The organism is Pseudomonas sp. zfem002 (assembly GCF_032621685.1).
Taxonomy (GTDB): Bacteria; Pseudomonadota; Gammaproteobacteria; order Pseudomonadales; family Pseudomonadaceae; genus Aquipseudomonas; species Aquipseudomonas japonica.
In genome coordinates this window covers 54,271-70,342 of the sequence record NZ_JAVYJH010000029.1, presented here as the reverse complement: position 1 = coordinate 70,342, position 16,072 = coordinate 54,271, and the positions used below count along the sequence as shown (strand labels likewise).

15 protein-coding genes and 1 pseudogene are annotated in these 16,072 nt (G+C 67.8%); all 16 read right to left on the bottom strand.

Annotated elements, in window-relative coordinates:
* Positions 1 to 761, bottom strand: a pseudogene (locus RTI28_RS26730) (hypothetical protein); the annotation flags it as partial.
* Between the two features lie 83 nt (positions 762 to 844).
* Positions 845 to 2,269, bottom strand: coding sequence for an aminotransferase class III-fold pyridoxal phosphate-dependent enzyme (locus tag RTI28_RS26725; RefSeq protein ID WP_316923287.1), 1,425 nt, complete (start codon positions 2,267 to 2,269; stop codon positions 845 to 847).
* Positions 2,266 to 3,687: an aldehyde dehydrogenase family protein gene (locus RTI28_RS26720; protein WP_316923286.1), complete on the bottom strand. Its 1,422-nt coding sequence runs from the start codon at positions 3,685 to 3,687 to the stop codon at positions 2,266 to 2,268. Before RTI28_RS26720 ends, RTI28_RS26725 begins: the two co-directional genes overlap by 4 nt.
* Positions 3,688 to 3,762: 75 nt before the next feature.
* Positions 3,763 to 5,211 (bottom strand): APC family permease, encoded by a 1,449-nt coding sequence (locus RTI28_RS26715; RefSeq protein WP_316923285.1) that lies wholly within the window; start codon positions 5,209 to 5,211, stop codon positions 3,763 to 3,765.
* A gap of 257 nt (positions 5,212 to 5,468) precedes the next feature.
* Positions 5,469 to 5,597 carry a hypothetical protein gene (locus RTI28_RS26710; RefSeq protein WP_316923284.1) on the bottom strand — a complete coding sequence of 43 codons (129 nt, stop codon included), beginning with the start codon at positions 5,595 to 5,597 and terminating at the stop codon, positions 5,469 to 5,471.
* Entirely contained in the window at positions 5,590 to 6,132 is a 543-nt protein-coding gene (locus tag RTI28_RS26705) for a cytochrome b (protein ID WP_316923283.1), read from the bottom strand. The genes RTI28_RS26710 and RTI28_RS26705 overlap by 8 nt, the downstream gene beginning before the upstream one ends.
* A 52-nt stretch (positions 6,133 to 6,184) precedes the next feature.
* Positions 6,185 to 7,576 carry a sensor histidine kinase gene (locus tag RTI28_RS26700; protein ID WP_316923282.1) on the bottom strand — a complete coding sequence of 464 codons (1,392 nt, stop codon included), beginning with the start codon at positions 7,574 to 7,576 and terminating at the stop codon, positions 6,185 to 6,187.
* Complete coding sequence (locus RTI28_RS26695; RefSeq protein WP_316923281.1) at positions 7,573 to 8,235, bottom strand: response regulator; 663 nt, start codon at positions 8,233 to 8,235, stop codon at positions 7,573 to 7,575. The genes RTI28_RS26700 and RTI28_RS26695 overlap by 4 nt, the downstream gene beginning before the upstream one ends.
* A 2-nt stretch (positions 8,236 to 8,237) precedes the next feature.
* Positions 8,238 to 8,879: a tetratricopeptide repeat protein gene (locus RTI28_RS26690; protein ID WP_316923280.1), complete on the bottom strand. Its 642-nt coding sequence runs from the start codon at positions 8,877 to 8,879 to the stop codon at positions 8,238 to 8,240.
* Positions 8,876 to 9,679 carry an SDR family oxidoreductase gene (locus RTI28_RS26685; RefSeq protein WP_316923279.1) on the bottom strand — a complete coding sequence of 268 codons (804 nt, stop codon included), beginning with the start codon at positions 9,677 to 9,679 and terminating at the stop codon, positions 8,876 to 8,878. Before RTI28_RS26685 ends, RTI28_RS26690 begins: the two co-directional genes overlap by 4 nt.
* Positions 9,666 to 10,346 (bottom strand): iron-containing redox enzyme family protein, encoded by a 681-nt coding sequence (locus tag RTI28_RS26680; protein ID WP_316923278.1) that lies wholly within the window; start codon positions 10,344 to 10,346, stop codon positions 9,666 to 9,668. The genes RTI28_RS26685 and RTI28_RS26680 overlap by 14 nt, the downstream gene beginning before the upstream one ends.
* Positions 10,347 to 10,354: 8 nt before the next feature.
* Complete coding sequence (locus RTI28_RS26675) at positions 10,355 to 11,818, bottom strand: AMP-binding protein (RefSeq protein ID WP_316923277.1); 1,464 nt, start codon at positions 11,816 to 11,818, stop codon at positions 10,355 to 10,357.
* Positions 11,808 to 12,485 carry a thermostable hemolysin gene (locus RTI28_RS26670; protein WP_316923276.1) on the bottom strand — a complete coding sequence of 226 codons (678 nt, stop codon included), beginning with the start codon at positions 12,483 to 12,485 and terminating at the stop codon, positions 11,808 to 11,810. Before RTI28_RS26670 ends, RTI28_RS26675 begins: the two co-directional genes overlap by 11 nt.
* A 118-nt stretch (positions 12,486 to 12,603) precedes the next feature.
* On the bottom strand, positions 12,604 to 13,737 hold the full coding sequence (locus RTI28_RS26665) for a carboxylate-amine ligase (protein WP_316923275.1): 1,134 nt from the start codon (positions 13,735 to 13,737) through the stop codon (positions 12,604 to 12,606).
* Between the two features lie 7 nt (positions 13,738 to 13,744).
* Positions 13,745 to 14,698 (bottom strand): class I SAM-dependent methyltransferase, encoded by a 954-nt coding sequence (locus tag RTI28_RS26660; RefSeq protein WP_316923274.1) that lies wholly within the window; start codon positions 14,696 to 14,698, stop codon positions 13,745 to 13,747.
* Positions 14,698 to 16,011, bottom strand: a complete 1,314-nt coding sequence (locus RTI28_RS26655) for an iron-containing redox enzyme family protein (protein ID WP_410479046.1) — start codon at positions 16,009 to 16,011, stop codon at positions 14,698 to 14,700. Before RTI28_RS26655 ends, RTI28_RS26660 begins: the two co-directional genes overlap by 1 nt.
* Between the last annotated feature and the right edge of the window lie 61 nt (positions 16,012 to 16,072).

Here is a 16,072-nt window from a genome sequence, read left to right as displayed (position 1 = left end):
AGGCCATGCACCCAGGTCAAGCCCAGGGTGCCGGCGTCGGCGGTGTAGTCCAGGGTCCCGGCGGCCAGTTCGGTTTCGGCCTGGGCGCGGTTGTCGGATTTCAGCCACAGCACACTGCCGTGCAGGCCATCCTGGCCACCGAGCTTCAGNCACAGCACACTGCCGTGCAGGCCATCCTGGCCACCGAGCTTGAGCACCGCGGTGCGGTCGAAGGCGTGGCGCGCCGCCAGGTAGTAGGCGCCGCCACGGTTCAGCGCGCCATCGGCCGGGCCCTTGCCGAGGTTGGGGCCGTCGTCGTTGATCAAAAAGCCGCTGCCGATCTTGACCACCTGGCGCCCGGCGGAGAAGTCCACGCCATCCTTGCCCAGGGCCGGGAACAGGTCACCGGAGCGCCAGCCGAGGAAGGCGTCCTCGATCTTGGTGGTGCGTTCGGAACCGTCGGTGTTGCCGGCGGCGTCACCGTCACCCCAGGTCGCCGAGCTGACCAGGTTGAAGGTGCCGTACAAGGTGCCGGCGCCGCCCAGGCCCTGGTCGCCGCTGAGGCCGTACTTGATGAAGCCTTCGCGCCAGGTCGAACCGCCCGGGGTGCCGTCGTAGTTCTTGCGGCTGTTGAACATGCCCCAGACCGCGAGCATGTCGGCGTTGAGGTGCGTGTCGTCGTCCGCGTACAGCTCGTAGGCCTGGGCGGGCACGCTGATTCCCAGGGCGATCGAAAGTGCAAGGCCGCGGCGTGCGGCCCTGTTGAACAAGGTGCTGGACATGCAAGTGCTCCTGTGTGCCTTGGCAGGCATTCTTATCAGTGCAGTGGAAGGTCACCGCCGGTCGGCGGCGACCCGGGTGTGGCTCAACGGCAGCGCGACAGGGCGCTGTCGAGGACTTCGGCGATGCGGCCGGCCTCGCCGGCGGTGAGGGTCAGCGGCGGCGAGAGGATGATCTTGCTGCCCACCGGACGCACCAGCACGCCCTCCTCCCGCGCCGCCTCGGCGATGCGCGCGGCATCGCCGGCGGCCGGGTCCACCGGCTGGCGGGTGCGCTTGTCGCTGACCAGGTCGAGGGCAATCATCAAACCCTTGCCACGCACCTCGCCCACTACCTCGAAGCGTTCGCTGAGCGGCTGCAACTGCGCCAGCAACTGCGCGCCGATCGTCGCCGCATTGCCCGGCAGGTCCTCGGCCTCGACGATGTCCAGCACCGCCAGGGCCGCGGCGCAGGCGGTCGGGTGGCCGGTGTAGGTGTAGCCATGCATGACGAAGCTGCCGAAGCCTGGCGCCTGCTCGATGGCATCGGCGATGCGCTGGTTGAACACCGTGGCGCCCAGGGGGATGTAGCCGGCGGAAATGCCCTTGGCCAGGCACAGGATGTCCGGCGCCACGCCCCAGCCGCGGCTGCCGAGCATGCAGCCGGAACGACCGAAGCCGGTGACCACTTCATCGGCGATCAGCAGGATCTCGTAGCGGTCGCAGACCTCGCGCAGGCGCTTCCAGTAGTTGGCCGGCGGCACGATCACCCCGCCGGCGCCCTGCACCGGCTCGGCGATCAGCGCGGCGACGCTGTGCGCGCCGTACAGGGCAATGGTTTCCTCGAGCTGGCGGATGCAGTGTTCGGTCAGTTCCTGCGGATCGCGGCAGTCCCAGGGGTTGCGGTACAGCCAGGGCGTGTCGAGGCTGTGGCAGCCGCCGAGCAGTTGCCCGTGGTTGTAGTGATAGACGCCATTGCCGCCCACCGAGGTGCCGCCGATGTGCACGCCGTGATAGCCGTTGCGCAGGGAGAGGAAGCGCGTGCGGCCTGGCTGGCCGCTGGCGACCCAGTACTGACGGGCCATCTTCAGAGCGGTTTCCACGGCATCCGAGCCGCCGCTGCTGAACAGCACGCGGGCCATGTCTTCCTCGGCGAACATCGCGGTCAGGCGCTCGGCCAGGTCGTAGACCCGCGGATGGGCGATGCCGTCGAAGGTCTGGTAGTAGGCCAGCTCGTCCAGCTGGCGGACGATGGCGGCCTTCACTTCGGGGCGGTTGTGCCCGACGTTGACGTTCCACAAGCCGCCCACGCCGTCGAGCATGCGCCGGCCATCGACGTCGGTGATGTAGTTGCCGTCGGCGCTGGCGATGATCAGGGTGTTGGCCCGGTGCGCCGGGGCGGCGCTGCCCATGGGGTGCCAGAATTTCTTCTCGGCGGTCTTGTAGTGCGCGTAACGGTTTGGCTGGGCCACGGCAGTGTCTCCGGAAAAAGCTGGCAGCGGGACGCCAGCGAACAGGGTGGGCTTGTTCATGAGAGGTTGTCCTTGCGCACGAACAGCAGTTGCTGGCCGGTGAACTCGAGCAGGCCTTCGAGACCGAACTCGACGCCGAAGCCGGACATCTTGCTGCCGCCGAACGGGGTGTTGGGCTGGATCTGCGCATGGCAGTTGACCCAGGCCACACCGCTTTCCAGGCGCGCCGCCAGGGCCTCGGCCCGGGCCGCATCGGGGCCCCAGACCGAACCGCCCAGGCCCATGCTGCTGGCGTTGGCGCGGGCCAGGACGTCTTCCACATCGCCATAGGCGATCAGCGGCAGCACCGGGCCGAACTGCTCTTCGTCGACCAGGCGGTCGCCGTCGGTGACATCGGCCACCAGGGTCGGCGGGTAGAAATAGCCGGCACGCGGCAGGCGCTGGCCGCCGCAGAGGATGCGCGCGCCGAGGCGGCGGGCGTCCTCCACCAGCTCGCCGACCAGCTCCAGCTGCTCGCTGTTCTGGATCGGACCGAAGGTGACCCCGGCCTCCAGGCCCGCGCCGACCACCTCGCGCCCGGCACGCTCGACCAGCGCCGCGGCGAAGGCCTCGTACTGCGATTCGTGCACATACAGGCGCTTCAGCGCCGCGCAGGTCTGGCCCATGTTGAGGAAGGCGGCATTGAAGAGGTCGTCGACCACGGCGGCGATATCGGTGCCGGGCAGGACGATGGCGGCGTCATTGCCACCCAGTTCCAGGGTCAGGCGCTTGAGGTTGCTCGCCGCGCCGCGCATCACGCTCTGCCCGGTGGGGGTGGAGCCGGTGAAGACGATCTTGTCGATGCCCGGGTGGGTGGTGATGGCGCTGCCGAAGCCCTTCTCGCCGGTGACGATGTTGATCACTCCCGGCGGCAGGTGGCGATCGAGGATTTCCACCAGGCGCAGGGTGCTCAGCGGCGTCAGGCTCGACGGCTTGCTGACCACGCAGTTGCCCGCGCGCAGGGCCGGGATGATGTGCCAGACGGCGATCATGAACGGCCAGTTCCACGGGGTGATCGAGGCGACCACACCCAGCGGCTTGCGGTGCAGCTCGACACGCTGGCGCGGGTTGTCCTCGACCTGCTCGACGGGGATCTCCAGGTCGGCGTTGTAGCGGGTCCAGGCCACCCCGCCCATGACTTCGGACATCGCCAGCGCCAGCGGCTTGCCCTGCTCGCGGACGATCAGCCGGGCGATGGCGTCGGCCTCCCGCTCGATATCGTCGGCGGCCTTGTGCAGCGCCGCGCGACGCTCGGCGGCGCTGCTCTGGCGCCAGCCGGCAAAGGCCGTGCGGGCCGCGGCGACGGCCGCGTTCAGTTGCCCGAGCGAACCGGCCGGGCACTGGGCGAAGGGCGCGCCGCTGGCCGGGTCGATCACCGCGAACTCGCCGTTTTCACCGGCGACGCGAACGCCGCCAATCAGTAGCTGGAAATTTTCCATGGGACATATCCTTGGGTAAGGCGGCACCCGCGGCGCCGCTGCACGAAGGTCGTGAGAATGAAGGAGCGGGCCGGCTCAGAGCTTGTGGCTGCCCAGCTCCAGGTAACGCTGCGGGCACAGCCGGCGCAGACGCGCAGCCAGCAGCACACCGGTGATCAGGGCCGCGGGAATCACCGCGCAGAGGGCGTAGGACAGGGACTTGCTGGCCCCGGTCAGGACATCGAAGTGCAGCACCGCCACGCCCAGCACGAACAGCAGCGCGATGCAGGCCAGTCCCGGCAGCAGGCGCTTGCGCATGAAACCGAGCTGCAGCTGTGGCTGGCGCTGGAAGTACATCAGCACCGCCGCCGAAGTCATCGCCATCAGCAGGATCACGCACAGGGTCGCCAGGCTGGAGAACCAGGCAAACAGCTGCAGGATCGGGTCGGCATCCAGCGCGGCGAAGACCAGCACCACCACCGCGGCGATCAGGCTCTGCAGGGCCGAGCCCATGTGCGGGCTCTGGTGCACCCGGTGGGTGGTGCCCAGTTGCTTGGGCAGCAGGCCGTCGCGGCCGATGGCGTAGAAGTAGCGCGCCGCGGCGTTGTGGAACGCCAGCAGCCCGGCATAGATGCTGACCATGAACAGCACGCGGATCACCTGGGTCAGCTGCGGCCCGACGAAGTGGTCGGACAGGCCGTAGATGAAGGTGGTCGGGTCCTGCAGGGCCTGCAGGGTCGGGACGATCTTGTCCGCGCCCACGCCCACCACCATGGCCCAGATCGACAGGGTGTAGAACACGCCGATCAGCAGCACCGAAGCGTAGGTGGCGATGGGAATGGTGCGCTGCGGGTTCTTCGCCTCCTCGCCGTAGATGGTGGTGGCCTCGAAGCCGATGAAGGCGGCGAAGCAGAACAGCAGGCCGATGGACGGCGTGCCGCTGCCGACATGCTGGGCCTCGAAGGAGGCGAAGTTGATCCCGCTGTCACCGCCGCTGCGCAGGATGGCGAAGTCCAGGGTGAGGATCGCCAGGTACTCGGCGACCACCACGAACGACAGCACCCGCGCCGACAGGTCGATATTGCGGTAGCCGAGGATGGCGATGCTGGTCATGGCCAGCAGCGAATAGACCCACCAGGGCAGCTCGATGGCGAAGACCACGCTCATGGTCCCGGCCACCACACCACCGAACATGCCGTACAGCCCGACCTGGAGGATGTTGTAGGCGAACATCGCCAGCACCCCGGCAGCGCCACCGGCCAGGCCGCCGAGGCCACGGGAGGAGAAGGCATAGAAGCCGCCGGCGTTGGTCACATGGCGGGCCATGGTGGTGTAGCCCACCGAGAACGCCAGCAGCACCGCCAGGGTCAGCACCAGCAGCGCCGGGGTACCCGCGCCGTTGCCGAGCATGATGCCGATGGGAAAGCCGCCGGCGATCACGCTCAGGGGACTGGCCGCCGAGACCACGAAAAAGATGATGAAACCGACACCCAGGGCACCGCGCCTGAGCTCCGTGGAACTGTTCGCAGGGATGGAAACGCTCATTTTCTTGACCTTGTTGTATGAGGCAGTCTGTGGGTCTGGAGTGGCGCAGGTACCGCCGCCACCGCACGCTGTTGTATTTGTAATCAGGCTGAAAATGATGCTAGTCCCGGCCGCGGCAGGGCCGTTAACCCAAAATGGCAGGGTTGCGTGGGAAGGTTGCCCTGTTGCAGAGCGTGGTGAGGCGGGAGGGAGTGGGAACAGGGTTGCGGCATGCCGCGGATGAAAGGCGGCACCTGGCAGGTGCCGGGGCTTGCCTGTCAGCCGACCACCAGCAACGAAGCGCCGGCGCGCACCACGCGCTCCTCGCCCACGCTGATGCAGCTGTTGGCGAAGACCAGGCGGCTGCCGGTCTTCTGAACAGGGACGGCGCCGACAACATTACCCACCGGGCAGCATGCGCTTGAGGGTGTTGTCCTTGAGCCAATAGTGGTGCACCAGGGCAGCCAGCGCGTGCAGGCCGATCAGCCAGTAACCGGCACTGCCCAGCCATTCGTGCCAGCCCTTGAGCTGGCGGGCCAGGGCAGGCGCTTCGGCGATCGGCGCTGGTAGCGCGATGTCCCAGTACGGCAGCGGTTTGCCCGCCGCGCCCAGCATCAGCCAGGCCAGTACCGGCGTGACGATCATCAGCCCATACAGCCCCAGGTGCGTGAGGCTGGCCACGGCGTTCTGCCACGCGGCCGGTCGCGGGCGGATCGGCGGACGAGGCGCCAGGCGACCGAGCAGGCGCACCCAGACCAGCGCGAAGACCGCCAGACCCAGCAGGCCATGGAAGCCCAGCAGCGGCCCTTTCAGGGCATGCCCCTTGGGCAGGGCGTCGCGCCATTCGACACAGGCGTAGATACCAATGAACAGGAGCACCATGCTCCAGTGCATGACGATGGACAGGCGACCATAACGGTCGGTACTCGATTCGCGCTTCATCTCCTTGGCCTCGCAAAGTGGGATACACGATGCCAAAAGTGCTAGCCGAAGCTTAAGGCAGCCTGAAGTCCGCGGCGGCGTGTTCCAGCGGGATCGACAAGGTCGCGGCGAGTCCGCCCTGGGCGCGGTTTGCCAGACGTACCTGGCCGCCCATGCCCTCGACGATGGTGGCGACGATGGACAGCCCGAGGCCGGCGCCATTCGGGCTGTTGCGGCTGTAGAAGCGTTCGAACACCCGCGACAGGCTGGCCTCGTCGATGCCCGGCCCCTCGTCCTCGACGGTCAGCTCGACCTGGCCGGCACGCTGCCTGAGTGACACCGTGATACGCCCTCCCCGCGGCGAATGCTCCACCGCGTTGGCCACCAGATTGTGCAGGGCGATGCCCAGCACGCCGGCATCGACGGCCAGGCGGTGATCACCCTCGCCGATGTCCAGCGACGGCTCCAGGCCGCGGTCGAGAATCCACGGGGTCAGTTCCGCCAGCGACTCGGTGAGCATCTGCGCGACGTCGATCGGGGTGCTGACCCGTTGTCCCAGGCGCGGCTCCACGCGGGCCAGGGTCAACAGTTGGTTGACCACCCGGGTCAAGCGATCGACCCCGCCGATCAGGAAGCCCAGGGCCTTCTGCCGCTCGGCCTCGCAGGTGGCGGCCTGGGCGTTCTGCGCATGCAGGCGCAGGATGGCCAGCGGGGTGCGCATTTCATGGGCGGCGTCGGCGATGAAACGGTGCTCGCGGCGCAGCAGGTCGTCGATCTGCGCCAGCAGGCGATTGATCGCCGCCTGCATCGGCTCCAGCTCCGAGGGCAAGGGCACCAGTTGCAGCGGCTCCAGGGAGTCGGCATGCCGGGCGCGGATGACGTTGGCCATGTTCTGCAAGGGTTGCAGGCCCCAGCCGATCGCCGCCCAGACCAGCAGGGCCAGGGCCAGGCTGCCGATCAGGAAGGGAAACAGGGTATGACGCACGATCCGGTCGATCAGGTCGTAGCGGACATCCTCGCGCTCGCCGACCCAGATGATCCAGTGCCGCTCCGGCACCGGCAGGACGAAACCGCGCCATTGCTGGCCATTCACCGCAAAATCGGCGAAGCCCGTACTGACCGAGAGCGGCGCGAGGACCGGGGCGCTGGGGGTATGCACCAGCAGCGCACCGCTGTCATCCCAGACCTGGAAGGCCAGCTTGCTTTCATAGGGATGGCCGATCCGGTGCCGCCCCGCCTTGCCCAGCGCTTCGTTGAAGGCGCGGTACAGCGTCTCGCGGCTGCCGTCCTGGACCGGAATGCTCATCACGCCCTCGAGCAGACGGGCGTTCTGCGCCAGGTGGGCGTCATAGACCTCGGTGATTTCGTGACGGCTGTCGTGGTAGTTGTACAGGGCCAGCAGGCTGGTCCCCAGCACCAGCAACAGCATGACCCGCCACAGCGTGCGCTGGCGCAGCGAGCTCATGCCTTGCCCTCGACCAGATAGCCGATACCGCGCACAGTGCGGATCAGGCCGTTGAACAGCTTCTTGCGCAGGTGATAGATGTTCACCTCCAGGGTGTTGCTTTCCGGCTCTTCGTCCCAGCCATACAGCAGCTGGGTCAGGCGCTCGCGGGTGAAGACCTTGCCCGGCTGGGCCAGCAGTTCGTGCAGCAGCACGTACTCCTTGGGTGTCAGCACCACCGGCTCGCCGTTGTAGTGGACTTGCTGGGTGACCGGATCGAGGGCGACGCCGGCATGCTCGATCAGCACCCGCGCCCGCCCGGCGCTGCGCCGCAGCAAGGCGCGCAGACGGGCCTTGAGTTCGTTGAGGTCGAACGGCTTGACCAGATAATCGTCGGCGCCGGCATCGAGGCCGGTGATGCGGTCCTCGGTGGCATCGCGCGCGGTGAGGATCAGCACCGGCAGGCTGTCGCCCCCGGCCCGCACCCGCCGCAGCAGTTCGATGCCGTCCAGGCGCGGCAGGCCCAGGTCGAGGATCGCCAGGTCGAACGCTTCATGCTGCAAGGCATGCAGGCCGCTCACCCCGTCACGCAGCCAGTCGAGGGTATAGCCCTCCTGGCGCAAGCCATCGCAGATCCCCTCGCCCAGCGCGGTATCGTCCTCAACCAGCAGCAGCCGCATAGTCAGTCCTGTTTGTCCTTGAGCGCCTTGAGTAAAGCAGCGATATCGCCACGCCTGCCCTGGTCGGCCAGTTCACGTCCCGGCCGCGGCGGCGCCTGCAAGGCTTTTTCCAGCGCCGCGCGGGCTTCGCCGTAGCGTTTTTGCCGGAACAGATGATCGGCCCAGAAATAGTTGCTGTCGATACCGTTGGGGTTGATCTGCAATGCCTGGCGCAACAGGGTCTCGGCCTTGTCGGCGTCGCCGAAGCCGATCGGCCAGCCGGGCACCTGGTCGTACAGGGTGCCCAGGCTGGTGTAGGCCGAACCCTGCAGGGCACTGGCATCCAGCTTGATCGCCTGCTCCAGGCTGGCCCGCGCCGCCTTGACCTTGCCCAACGCCCCCAGCCCGCCTGTGGCGCCGGCCCAGCTGCTGTTGATGATGCCGTCCCAGATCAGCGGCTCGGCGGCGCCGGGATATTGCTGAACGAAGCCGGCGGCATCGCCGGCCAGTTGCTCGAAGGCATCGGCGCGCTGGTCCTTGGGTGTCTGGTACTGGATCTGTGCCCAGCGTTGCTGCAACTCGCCCAGGCGCTGGCTGCCGGCCTGGTCCAGGGCCCAGGTCAGCGGGGTGAATGCCAGCAGGCTGGCGACCAGAAAACGCTTCATTTGCCCGACTCCCTCGAATGACTGCCGATATGGCGAAGAATGACCGGCAATTGCTTGCGCAGGGCGCGGTCGACCACCCCCGGGAGCATGCCGTTGAGACGCACGAAGAGCTTTTCCGGCCAGCCCAGGTAGAGCTCGCTGCGCTCGGACTGCACGGCCTCGAGCACCGCCCGGGCGACATCCGCCGGATCGTCCATGCCCACCTTGAGCGCCTGGTTCAGCGCCGTGGCGGCGCTGCTGTTCATGCTCGTGCGCGTCGCCCGGGGCGCGGCATAGAGCACGTTGACCGAGGTATCGGCGAGCTCGCGGCGCAAGGCCTCGGAGAAACCGCGCAGGGCGAACTTGCTGGCGCAATAGGTGGCATACCCGGGATAACCGATCGAGCCATAGGTCGACCCCACGTTGACCACCAGTGCCGCGGGGCGGGCACGGAGCAGCGGCAGGCAGGCCCGGGTCAGCTGCAGCGCCGCCTTCAGGTTGATGTCCAGCAACTCGTCGAGGGCCTGCTCGTCGAGCTGGTCGAGCAAGGCGAAGCGATTCACCCCGGCGGCATTGATCAGCACGTTGACACCCATTTCCCGCGCCCGCGCCAGGACCCGCTCGCGCCCTTCGCGGGTGCGCAGGTCGGCCGCCTGCCAGTGCAGGCGCTGCGGATAACGCTGCATCAGGCTGGCCAGCTTGCCCGCCTGGCGGCTCACCGCGAGCACCCGGGCCCCCGCCGCGCACAGCTGTTCGGCCAGCTCGAGGCCGATGCCGCCACTGGCCCCGGTCAACACCACCACCGATTCAGACAAACGCATCACGCACCTCGTGCTGGCCGGCACGCGGCAGGCCGCGGAACATCTCGGTGTACAGGCGGTACACCACCTGGCTGGCCTGGATCACCGCCTGCTGGTCGGCAGGTTCGTCCAGGCGGTCCATCAATTGTCGGTAGGTGACCATATGGTCCTGGTCCAGGGCCCCGTGGGAACTGAGGTAGCTGAAGGCCTTGGCGGGCAGTTCCAGGGTGCTCTGGAGAGTCCCGGCAGCCTGGGTCGCCAGGGCGATGCTGGTGCCTTCGAGCACATTGACCATGCCGAACAGGCCGACCGGATTGCCGCGGGCGATCAGGTCGTAGAGGTAGGCCACCATCAGTTCGATGGACAGTGCCGGGCGGCCATCCCGCACGGCTTGCCAATCGCCGCCACAGGCCTTGATATCGTCGAGGATCCACTGTTCGTGGCCGTACTCCTCCTCGATGTATTCGCAGACGGCGCCGCGCAGCCACTCCAGACGGGCCGGCAGGCGCGCGCCGCAGGCCATCATCAGCGGCACGGTGTGGCGGACATGGTGGTAGGCCTGGGTCAGAAACGCGATGTAGCTGTCCAGGCTGACCTGGCCAGCCAGGGCCTCGCGGATCACCGGCACGGCGAACAGCGCCTGGCGCTCCTGGGCGGTGTGCAGTTGCAGGGTGTCGAAAAAGGGCATGGCGAACCTCATGAGGGAATGTCGGCCAACAGGTTGTGGTAACGCTTCAGGATGGCCTCGCGGCGCGGGCGACCATTGGCGGTGAGGGTGTCATCGCGGCTGTCGAGGGGCGCCGGCAGCCGCCGCCAGGCATGCACCCGGGCGTAGTCCGGCAACTGCGCATTGCCGCGCTGCACGGCCTGCTCGATGGCCTCGTCGCTGGCATTCGGGTCCAGCGGCCAGAGCAAGGCGCTGTTTCGCGGCAGCCCCTCGCCATGCACGAAGGCCTGGGCGATGGTGCCGCTCTGGGTCAGTTCGGCTTCCACCCATTCCGGGTTGACGTTGCGCCCGAAACTGGTGATGAACTGGTGCTTCTTGCGCCCGTTCAGATACAGGTAGCCCTGCTCGTCGAAGTAGCCGAGGTCACCGGTGGCCCACCAGCCGGCCTGGCATGGCGGCTCGTCCAGGTAACCCAGCAAGGTCGACCCGGCCACCAGCACCTCACCGTCCTCGGCGATCCGCACCTGCACATGGGGCAACGGCTTGCCGACGCTGCCAGGCCGCACCGCGCCCGGCCGGTTCAAGGCCACCACCGAGGCGCACTCGGACAGCCCGTAGCCCTCGAACACCGGCAGGCCGACCGCCTCGGCACGGGCCAGCAGGCTGGGGGAAACCCGCGCCCCACCCACCGCGACGAAACGCAGCGCACCGACCTGCATCAACCCGCGCTCGATCGCGGTGACCAGGCCCATCAGCAGTTGCGGCACCAGGATCAGGCTGTGCGCAGCGCTCAGGGCAATGGCGCCGAGCAGGCGCTTGAAGTCCACCTGGCTGGCGCCGCCGATACCCAGTTGCGCCTGTGGGTAGAGCAACACGCAGGCGCCCGCCATCAGCGCGGCATAGACCCCCAGGTTTTCCAGCAGGATGCCCAGCGGCAGCACCGCCAGGTAGCGCTGCGCCGCGGTTTCCCGGCCGGCCGCTTCCAGCTCCCGGGCCACCCGCAGCATCGCCTCGGCGCTCAGGCACACGCCCTTGGGGCGGCCGGTGCTGCCGGAGGTGTAGGTGATCTTCGCGGTAGCGCCGGGCAACCTGGCGGGAAGCGCCAGGGTCCGGCTCCACACCCCCTCCGCCTGGACAAAGCCCAGTTCGGCCAGTTGCGCGCTCCACTGTGCCTCGCCGAGCGCCAGCGTGGCGCCACTTTGCACGATGCAGTGCTCGAACTGCGCCGGGCTGAAAAAGCCAGGGACAACCACGCAGGGCCGCTCGCCGAACAGCGCGGCCAGGTCCCAGAGCAATGCCTCGGGGCCATTGTCCAGGGCCAGGACCAGGGCCCCCGGCGCCTGCTGGCTCAAGAAGCGGGCCCGGCTTTCGACGCCCGTGAGCAATTGTCCCCAGGTCAGGCGCTGGGTCGCGCCCTGCACGGCGATTTCGTCGCCATGGTCGCGGGCCTGTATCGTCAGCAACTGCTGAAAGCGCTCCAGTTCATGCGGCATGACCGGTCTCCTGGGTGATCGCCGGCAAGCCGAGGCGCTGGAAGGCGCCGGCGCGGGTCAAGGCGTCGAAGCCGTAGCCGATATTGCCGGCGAAGACCTGCGGACGCTGGGCGTAGTAGGTCCCCCACTGCGCCTGCTCGCCGTCCAGGCGCCCGGGATCGGCCGCAGCCAGGATGCAGGGCTGCAGCCCCAGGCGCTGGAAGCTGTTGATCAGCGTCGCGGCGCCGGTGAAGGCCACCCACTGCAGGCCGCGGACGGCCAGCAGCCAGGTGACCAGGATGATGATGATCCGCGCACTGCCGGCGCTCAGCGAGGCCAGGTTGCCTACCTCGACCAGGCAATCGCGCGCCAGCGGAGCGCCCGCCAGGCGCGAAACCGCACGTTCCAGGGGCTCGTCCAGATAACGTTCGAGAAACAGCGGGCCGGTGCTGGCCGGGCGCACCCCGGCTGCCGCGATCAGGCGCCCGTGGCGGTCATGCAGCGCCAGCAGTTCCGGCAGGTAATGCTGGACATCGGCATGGTGCATGGCGGCGAAACGCTGATGGATGAAGTGCTCCAGTTCCCCGCGACCACTGTCGTGGGCCAGCTGCAGGGACAACTGGGCGTGATGCTCGGCATTGCTGCCAACAGGCAAAGGGAGCAGGTTGCTCCATTCAAGCTGGGTCATGAAACCTCCCCCCGATTGGGCTCGATGGGGGGAGTATCGGCGCCGAGTCTGAAGGGAGTCTGAAGTTGCCCCGAGAGAAATCGCCTTCAACCGCGAGGCTGGCTGTCACGTCCGGTGTTCATGATGATGGGCCCGCGCCTGGGCTCACCTCGCCCAGCACCTGCCTGACCACCGCTCTCAGGGCATGACGAGCATCCTGTCCGTGCGCAAGGGCGCGCTCGAAGGTGAGCAACTGACGCTCGGCGCTGGTGCCCTCGCGCAGGATGCGCGCGGCTTGATCGAATGCCTGCCCGGCATCCTCCGTGTCCGGGGGCTTCAAGGCCCGCAACTGCGCCAGCCAGCTGCTGGCCGTGACGGGATGCTGGTCGTGCGCACCGATGAAGGTGCCGTCGCGCCCGTGGCGATAGGCTCGCCAGTAGTTTTCCTGGGCTATCCAGCGCTGTTCCTGGCTGAGCGGTTGCCCGTTGCGCCACTCCCGCAGTGCGTGCTCGAGCAGATGGCGAAACAGCCCGGCAATGGCCAGGCCATCCTCCAGCCGCGGGCACGCGTCGCAGATGCGCAGCTCCACGGTGGGGAATCGCCGCGACGGGCGTATCGTCCACCAGAAGTCGCCGTCATTCGCCAGCCCGCCGGTGCCCTGGAGCAATGCCCAGTAGCGCTGGTAGTCACGCCAGTCGCGCAACGGCTCGGGCATCCCCATGTGCGGCCACTCCCCGCACACCACGCGGCGGTAGCTCCGGTAGCCCGTCGCCTCGCCACTCCAGAACGGCGACGACGTACTGAGGATCAGGAGCAACGGCAACCAGCCCAGCACCTGGTTGATCAGTTGCATGCGGTCACGGCCCTGGGCAACGCCCACATGGACGTGCAGGCCGCACAACAGGCTGCGCCGGGCCACGGCCTGATAGTCGTCGAACACCTGACGGTAGTGTTCGAGATTTCGCGGGCACTGGCTGCGCCAGCGCGCGCCAGGGTGGCTGGCCGCGCAATAGAGGCCGGCACCCTCCGCCGCCAGTTCGCGGCACAGTCCGTGGCGGATTTCGCTGAAGAAACCCCGCGCTTCATGCAGGTTGCCGAAGACCGGCGAAGCCACCTCGATCTGGCTGTTGAACATCTCTTCGGCAAAATACTCGCCGACCACCTCGCGGCATCGCCGCATCACCGCCTGCGAGGGCCTGGCCAGGACATGGCCGTCGGCGAGGTCGACCAGCAGGTACTCCTCCTCGATGCCGAACCCGCCTGCCCTGCCCATCGTCCGCTCAGACGATACGGGTCAGGGTCAGCGCCACCACGGCAATGCGCTCGACCTGCTCGTAGCCCGGTTCGAGCAATTGCTCGCCGAACACGTCCGGGTCCAGTTCACGGTAGTGCCAGCTGAATCCCGGCCCGGCGAGGTGCAGGCGCACCGCTTCGAGGAGGAAATCGCGGCCTTCGACGATGGCGACTCCGGTGTACAACAGCAAGGTGCCACCCACCGCGAGGCGTTCGCGGGCCTGTTCGATGATCCGCCACGACAGTTCCGCGCCGAGCGCACCGCCGCCATGGCGATAGGCGCGCTGCCGGGTATCGAGCATGTAGGGTGGATTGGCAACGATCAGGTCGAACATGCCGGCGATGTCTTCGAGCAGATCGCTGCGCTCCACCGAGACATTGGCCACGCCGGCCAGTGCGGCGTTGATGGCGGTGAAGCGCAGGGCCAAGGGGTTGATGTCGACCGCGCAGACCTGGGCATGCGGGGCGGCCGCGGCGATGAGCAGCGCGGCGACGCCGCTGCCACAGCCGATATCGACCGCGTTCTCCACGCGCCGCGGATGCTGTTGCAGGAAGTCCTTGATCAGCTGGGCAAAACGGTAGCTGTCGGGCCCGAAGAAAACCGCGTCGCGGCTCTCGGTCGGCCATGCCGAATGCACCAGCAGCAGATTGTCGATGCTCGACCAGCGCACCACGCTGCGCAGCAGCTCGCCCTGATCCTCGACCAGCCCGGCCCGTTTCAACTGGGCCAGTTCGTCAGGGCTGATCAGCGCTGGCGGGAAGGGCCGGCTCCAGCCAAAGACGTCACGCAGGTCATGGGCCTTGTCGGCAACGGGACGGTCATTGTTGCGCGCGTGGGTGGCCGGGGTCACACAGGTGAAACGGTAGCCGTCGGCGCTCAAACGCCGGCCCAGTTGCAGAAGCGCCTGGTCGGCGCAAACCAGGTTCTTGTCGAGGTGCATCAGTATTGCCCTCCGCCGGCCAGGCCCGTAGCCCGGATGAAGTCGCGCGTCGCACGCAGGCCATCGGGCTCGGCATGGCGGTTGCCCGCCATCGCTTCGATCATGCGCTCGATGCACGCCGCACCCTGCGTCCGCGGCGCGTGGTCTTCGAGGGCCAGCGCCTGCTCCCACTGGCCGGGCGTGACGCGCCGGTATTTCTCGCCTGCCCAGTCAGCGGCGATCCAGTCGCGCCAGAGCTGCTTCTCATAGGCGCTGAACACCCCGAACATCGCCGCATGGGGCCCGTCGATCAAGGCCCAGAAACGGCTGCGCAACGGATCCTGCCCGTGGTGCACCCACTGTTGTTTTTCCAGGGCGCGCAGAAAACCTGGCATCGAATCGGCATCGGCCAGCCACTGGTTGATGGTCCGGCCCTGCAGCCGGCAGCGGTCGCTGTGCATGAACTGCCCGTAGACCCGCTTGCGTTGCAGAGCCGCCAGCAGTTCGTCCTCCAGGTTGAAGGAGGCGATCAGCTTCGCGGTGTCCAGGCCCAGGTCGTTGAGGCGATAGCCGCGGCGAACGCGCGCATGGAAGGTTGCGGCGGACGTCTCCGGCATCAGCAGGCGCAGGCTGTGCAGGGCGCGGCGGGCATGGCCGCTGGCGGCGTTGTCGATGGTGACGTGCAACTGGAAGTAATGCGCATCGATACCCAGTTCGGCCAGTTCATGGGTGGTGATCAGCAGATGCAGGGGCGGCTGTTCATAGCCCAGGTTGTAACCGATCACCTCCGCCAGGAAGTGCTCCACATGCCTCCCCAGCGCCAGCTGCACCGCGCCCTGCAGGTAGCGCTGCGGATGCAGGGGCAGACCTTGATCGCAGCCCAGGCGGCTGAGCAGTCGCTGGAAGATCAGCACATGGTTGCAGCGCGGATCGCCATCGCCGAGCTCTTCGAGAAAGGTCCGCACCAGCCCGTGAAAGCGCGGGTCTCGCCAGTGCCTGAGCGTTCCGTGCAGCCAGGCCCCGTCCACTGCCTTGGTCGGCGCGACCTGTTGCAGAAACCACAGGGCCTGCGAGCGATTGGCGAAGAAGCGCCGTGGCGCGCCCTGGCGGCGCTGCTCGAGATAACCCGCGTGCTCGGCGGACACCTGTGCGGCATGCGCGCGCGCCCAGGCCTCCAGTTGCGCGAAATCGTCCGGCAGATCGTCAGGCAGGGACGCGGTTCGGCGAAGCTGGGCGGCGAGCCATTCCCGTGCGTCATGGCCACTGTCGCGCAGCATTGCCGAATAAAGCGGCTGCGGGTCATCCCGCGCTGGACAGGTCGCGTTCTTCTGCATGAGCGGTCCCGCTGATTTTGTGAGGGCTCACCACTAGCGAGTCCAGCGCACCCGCGAGGAT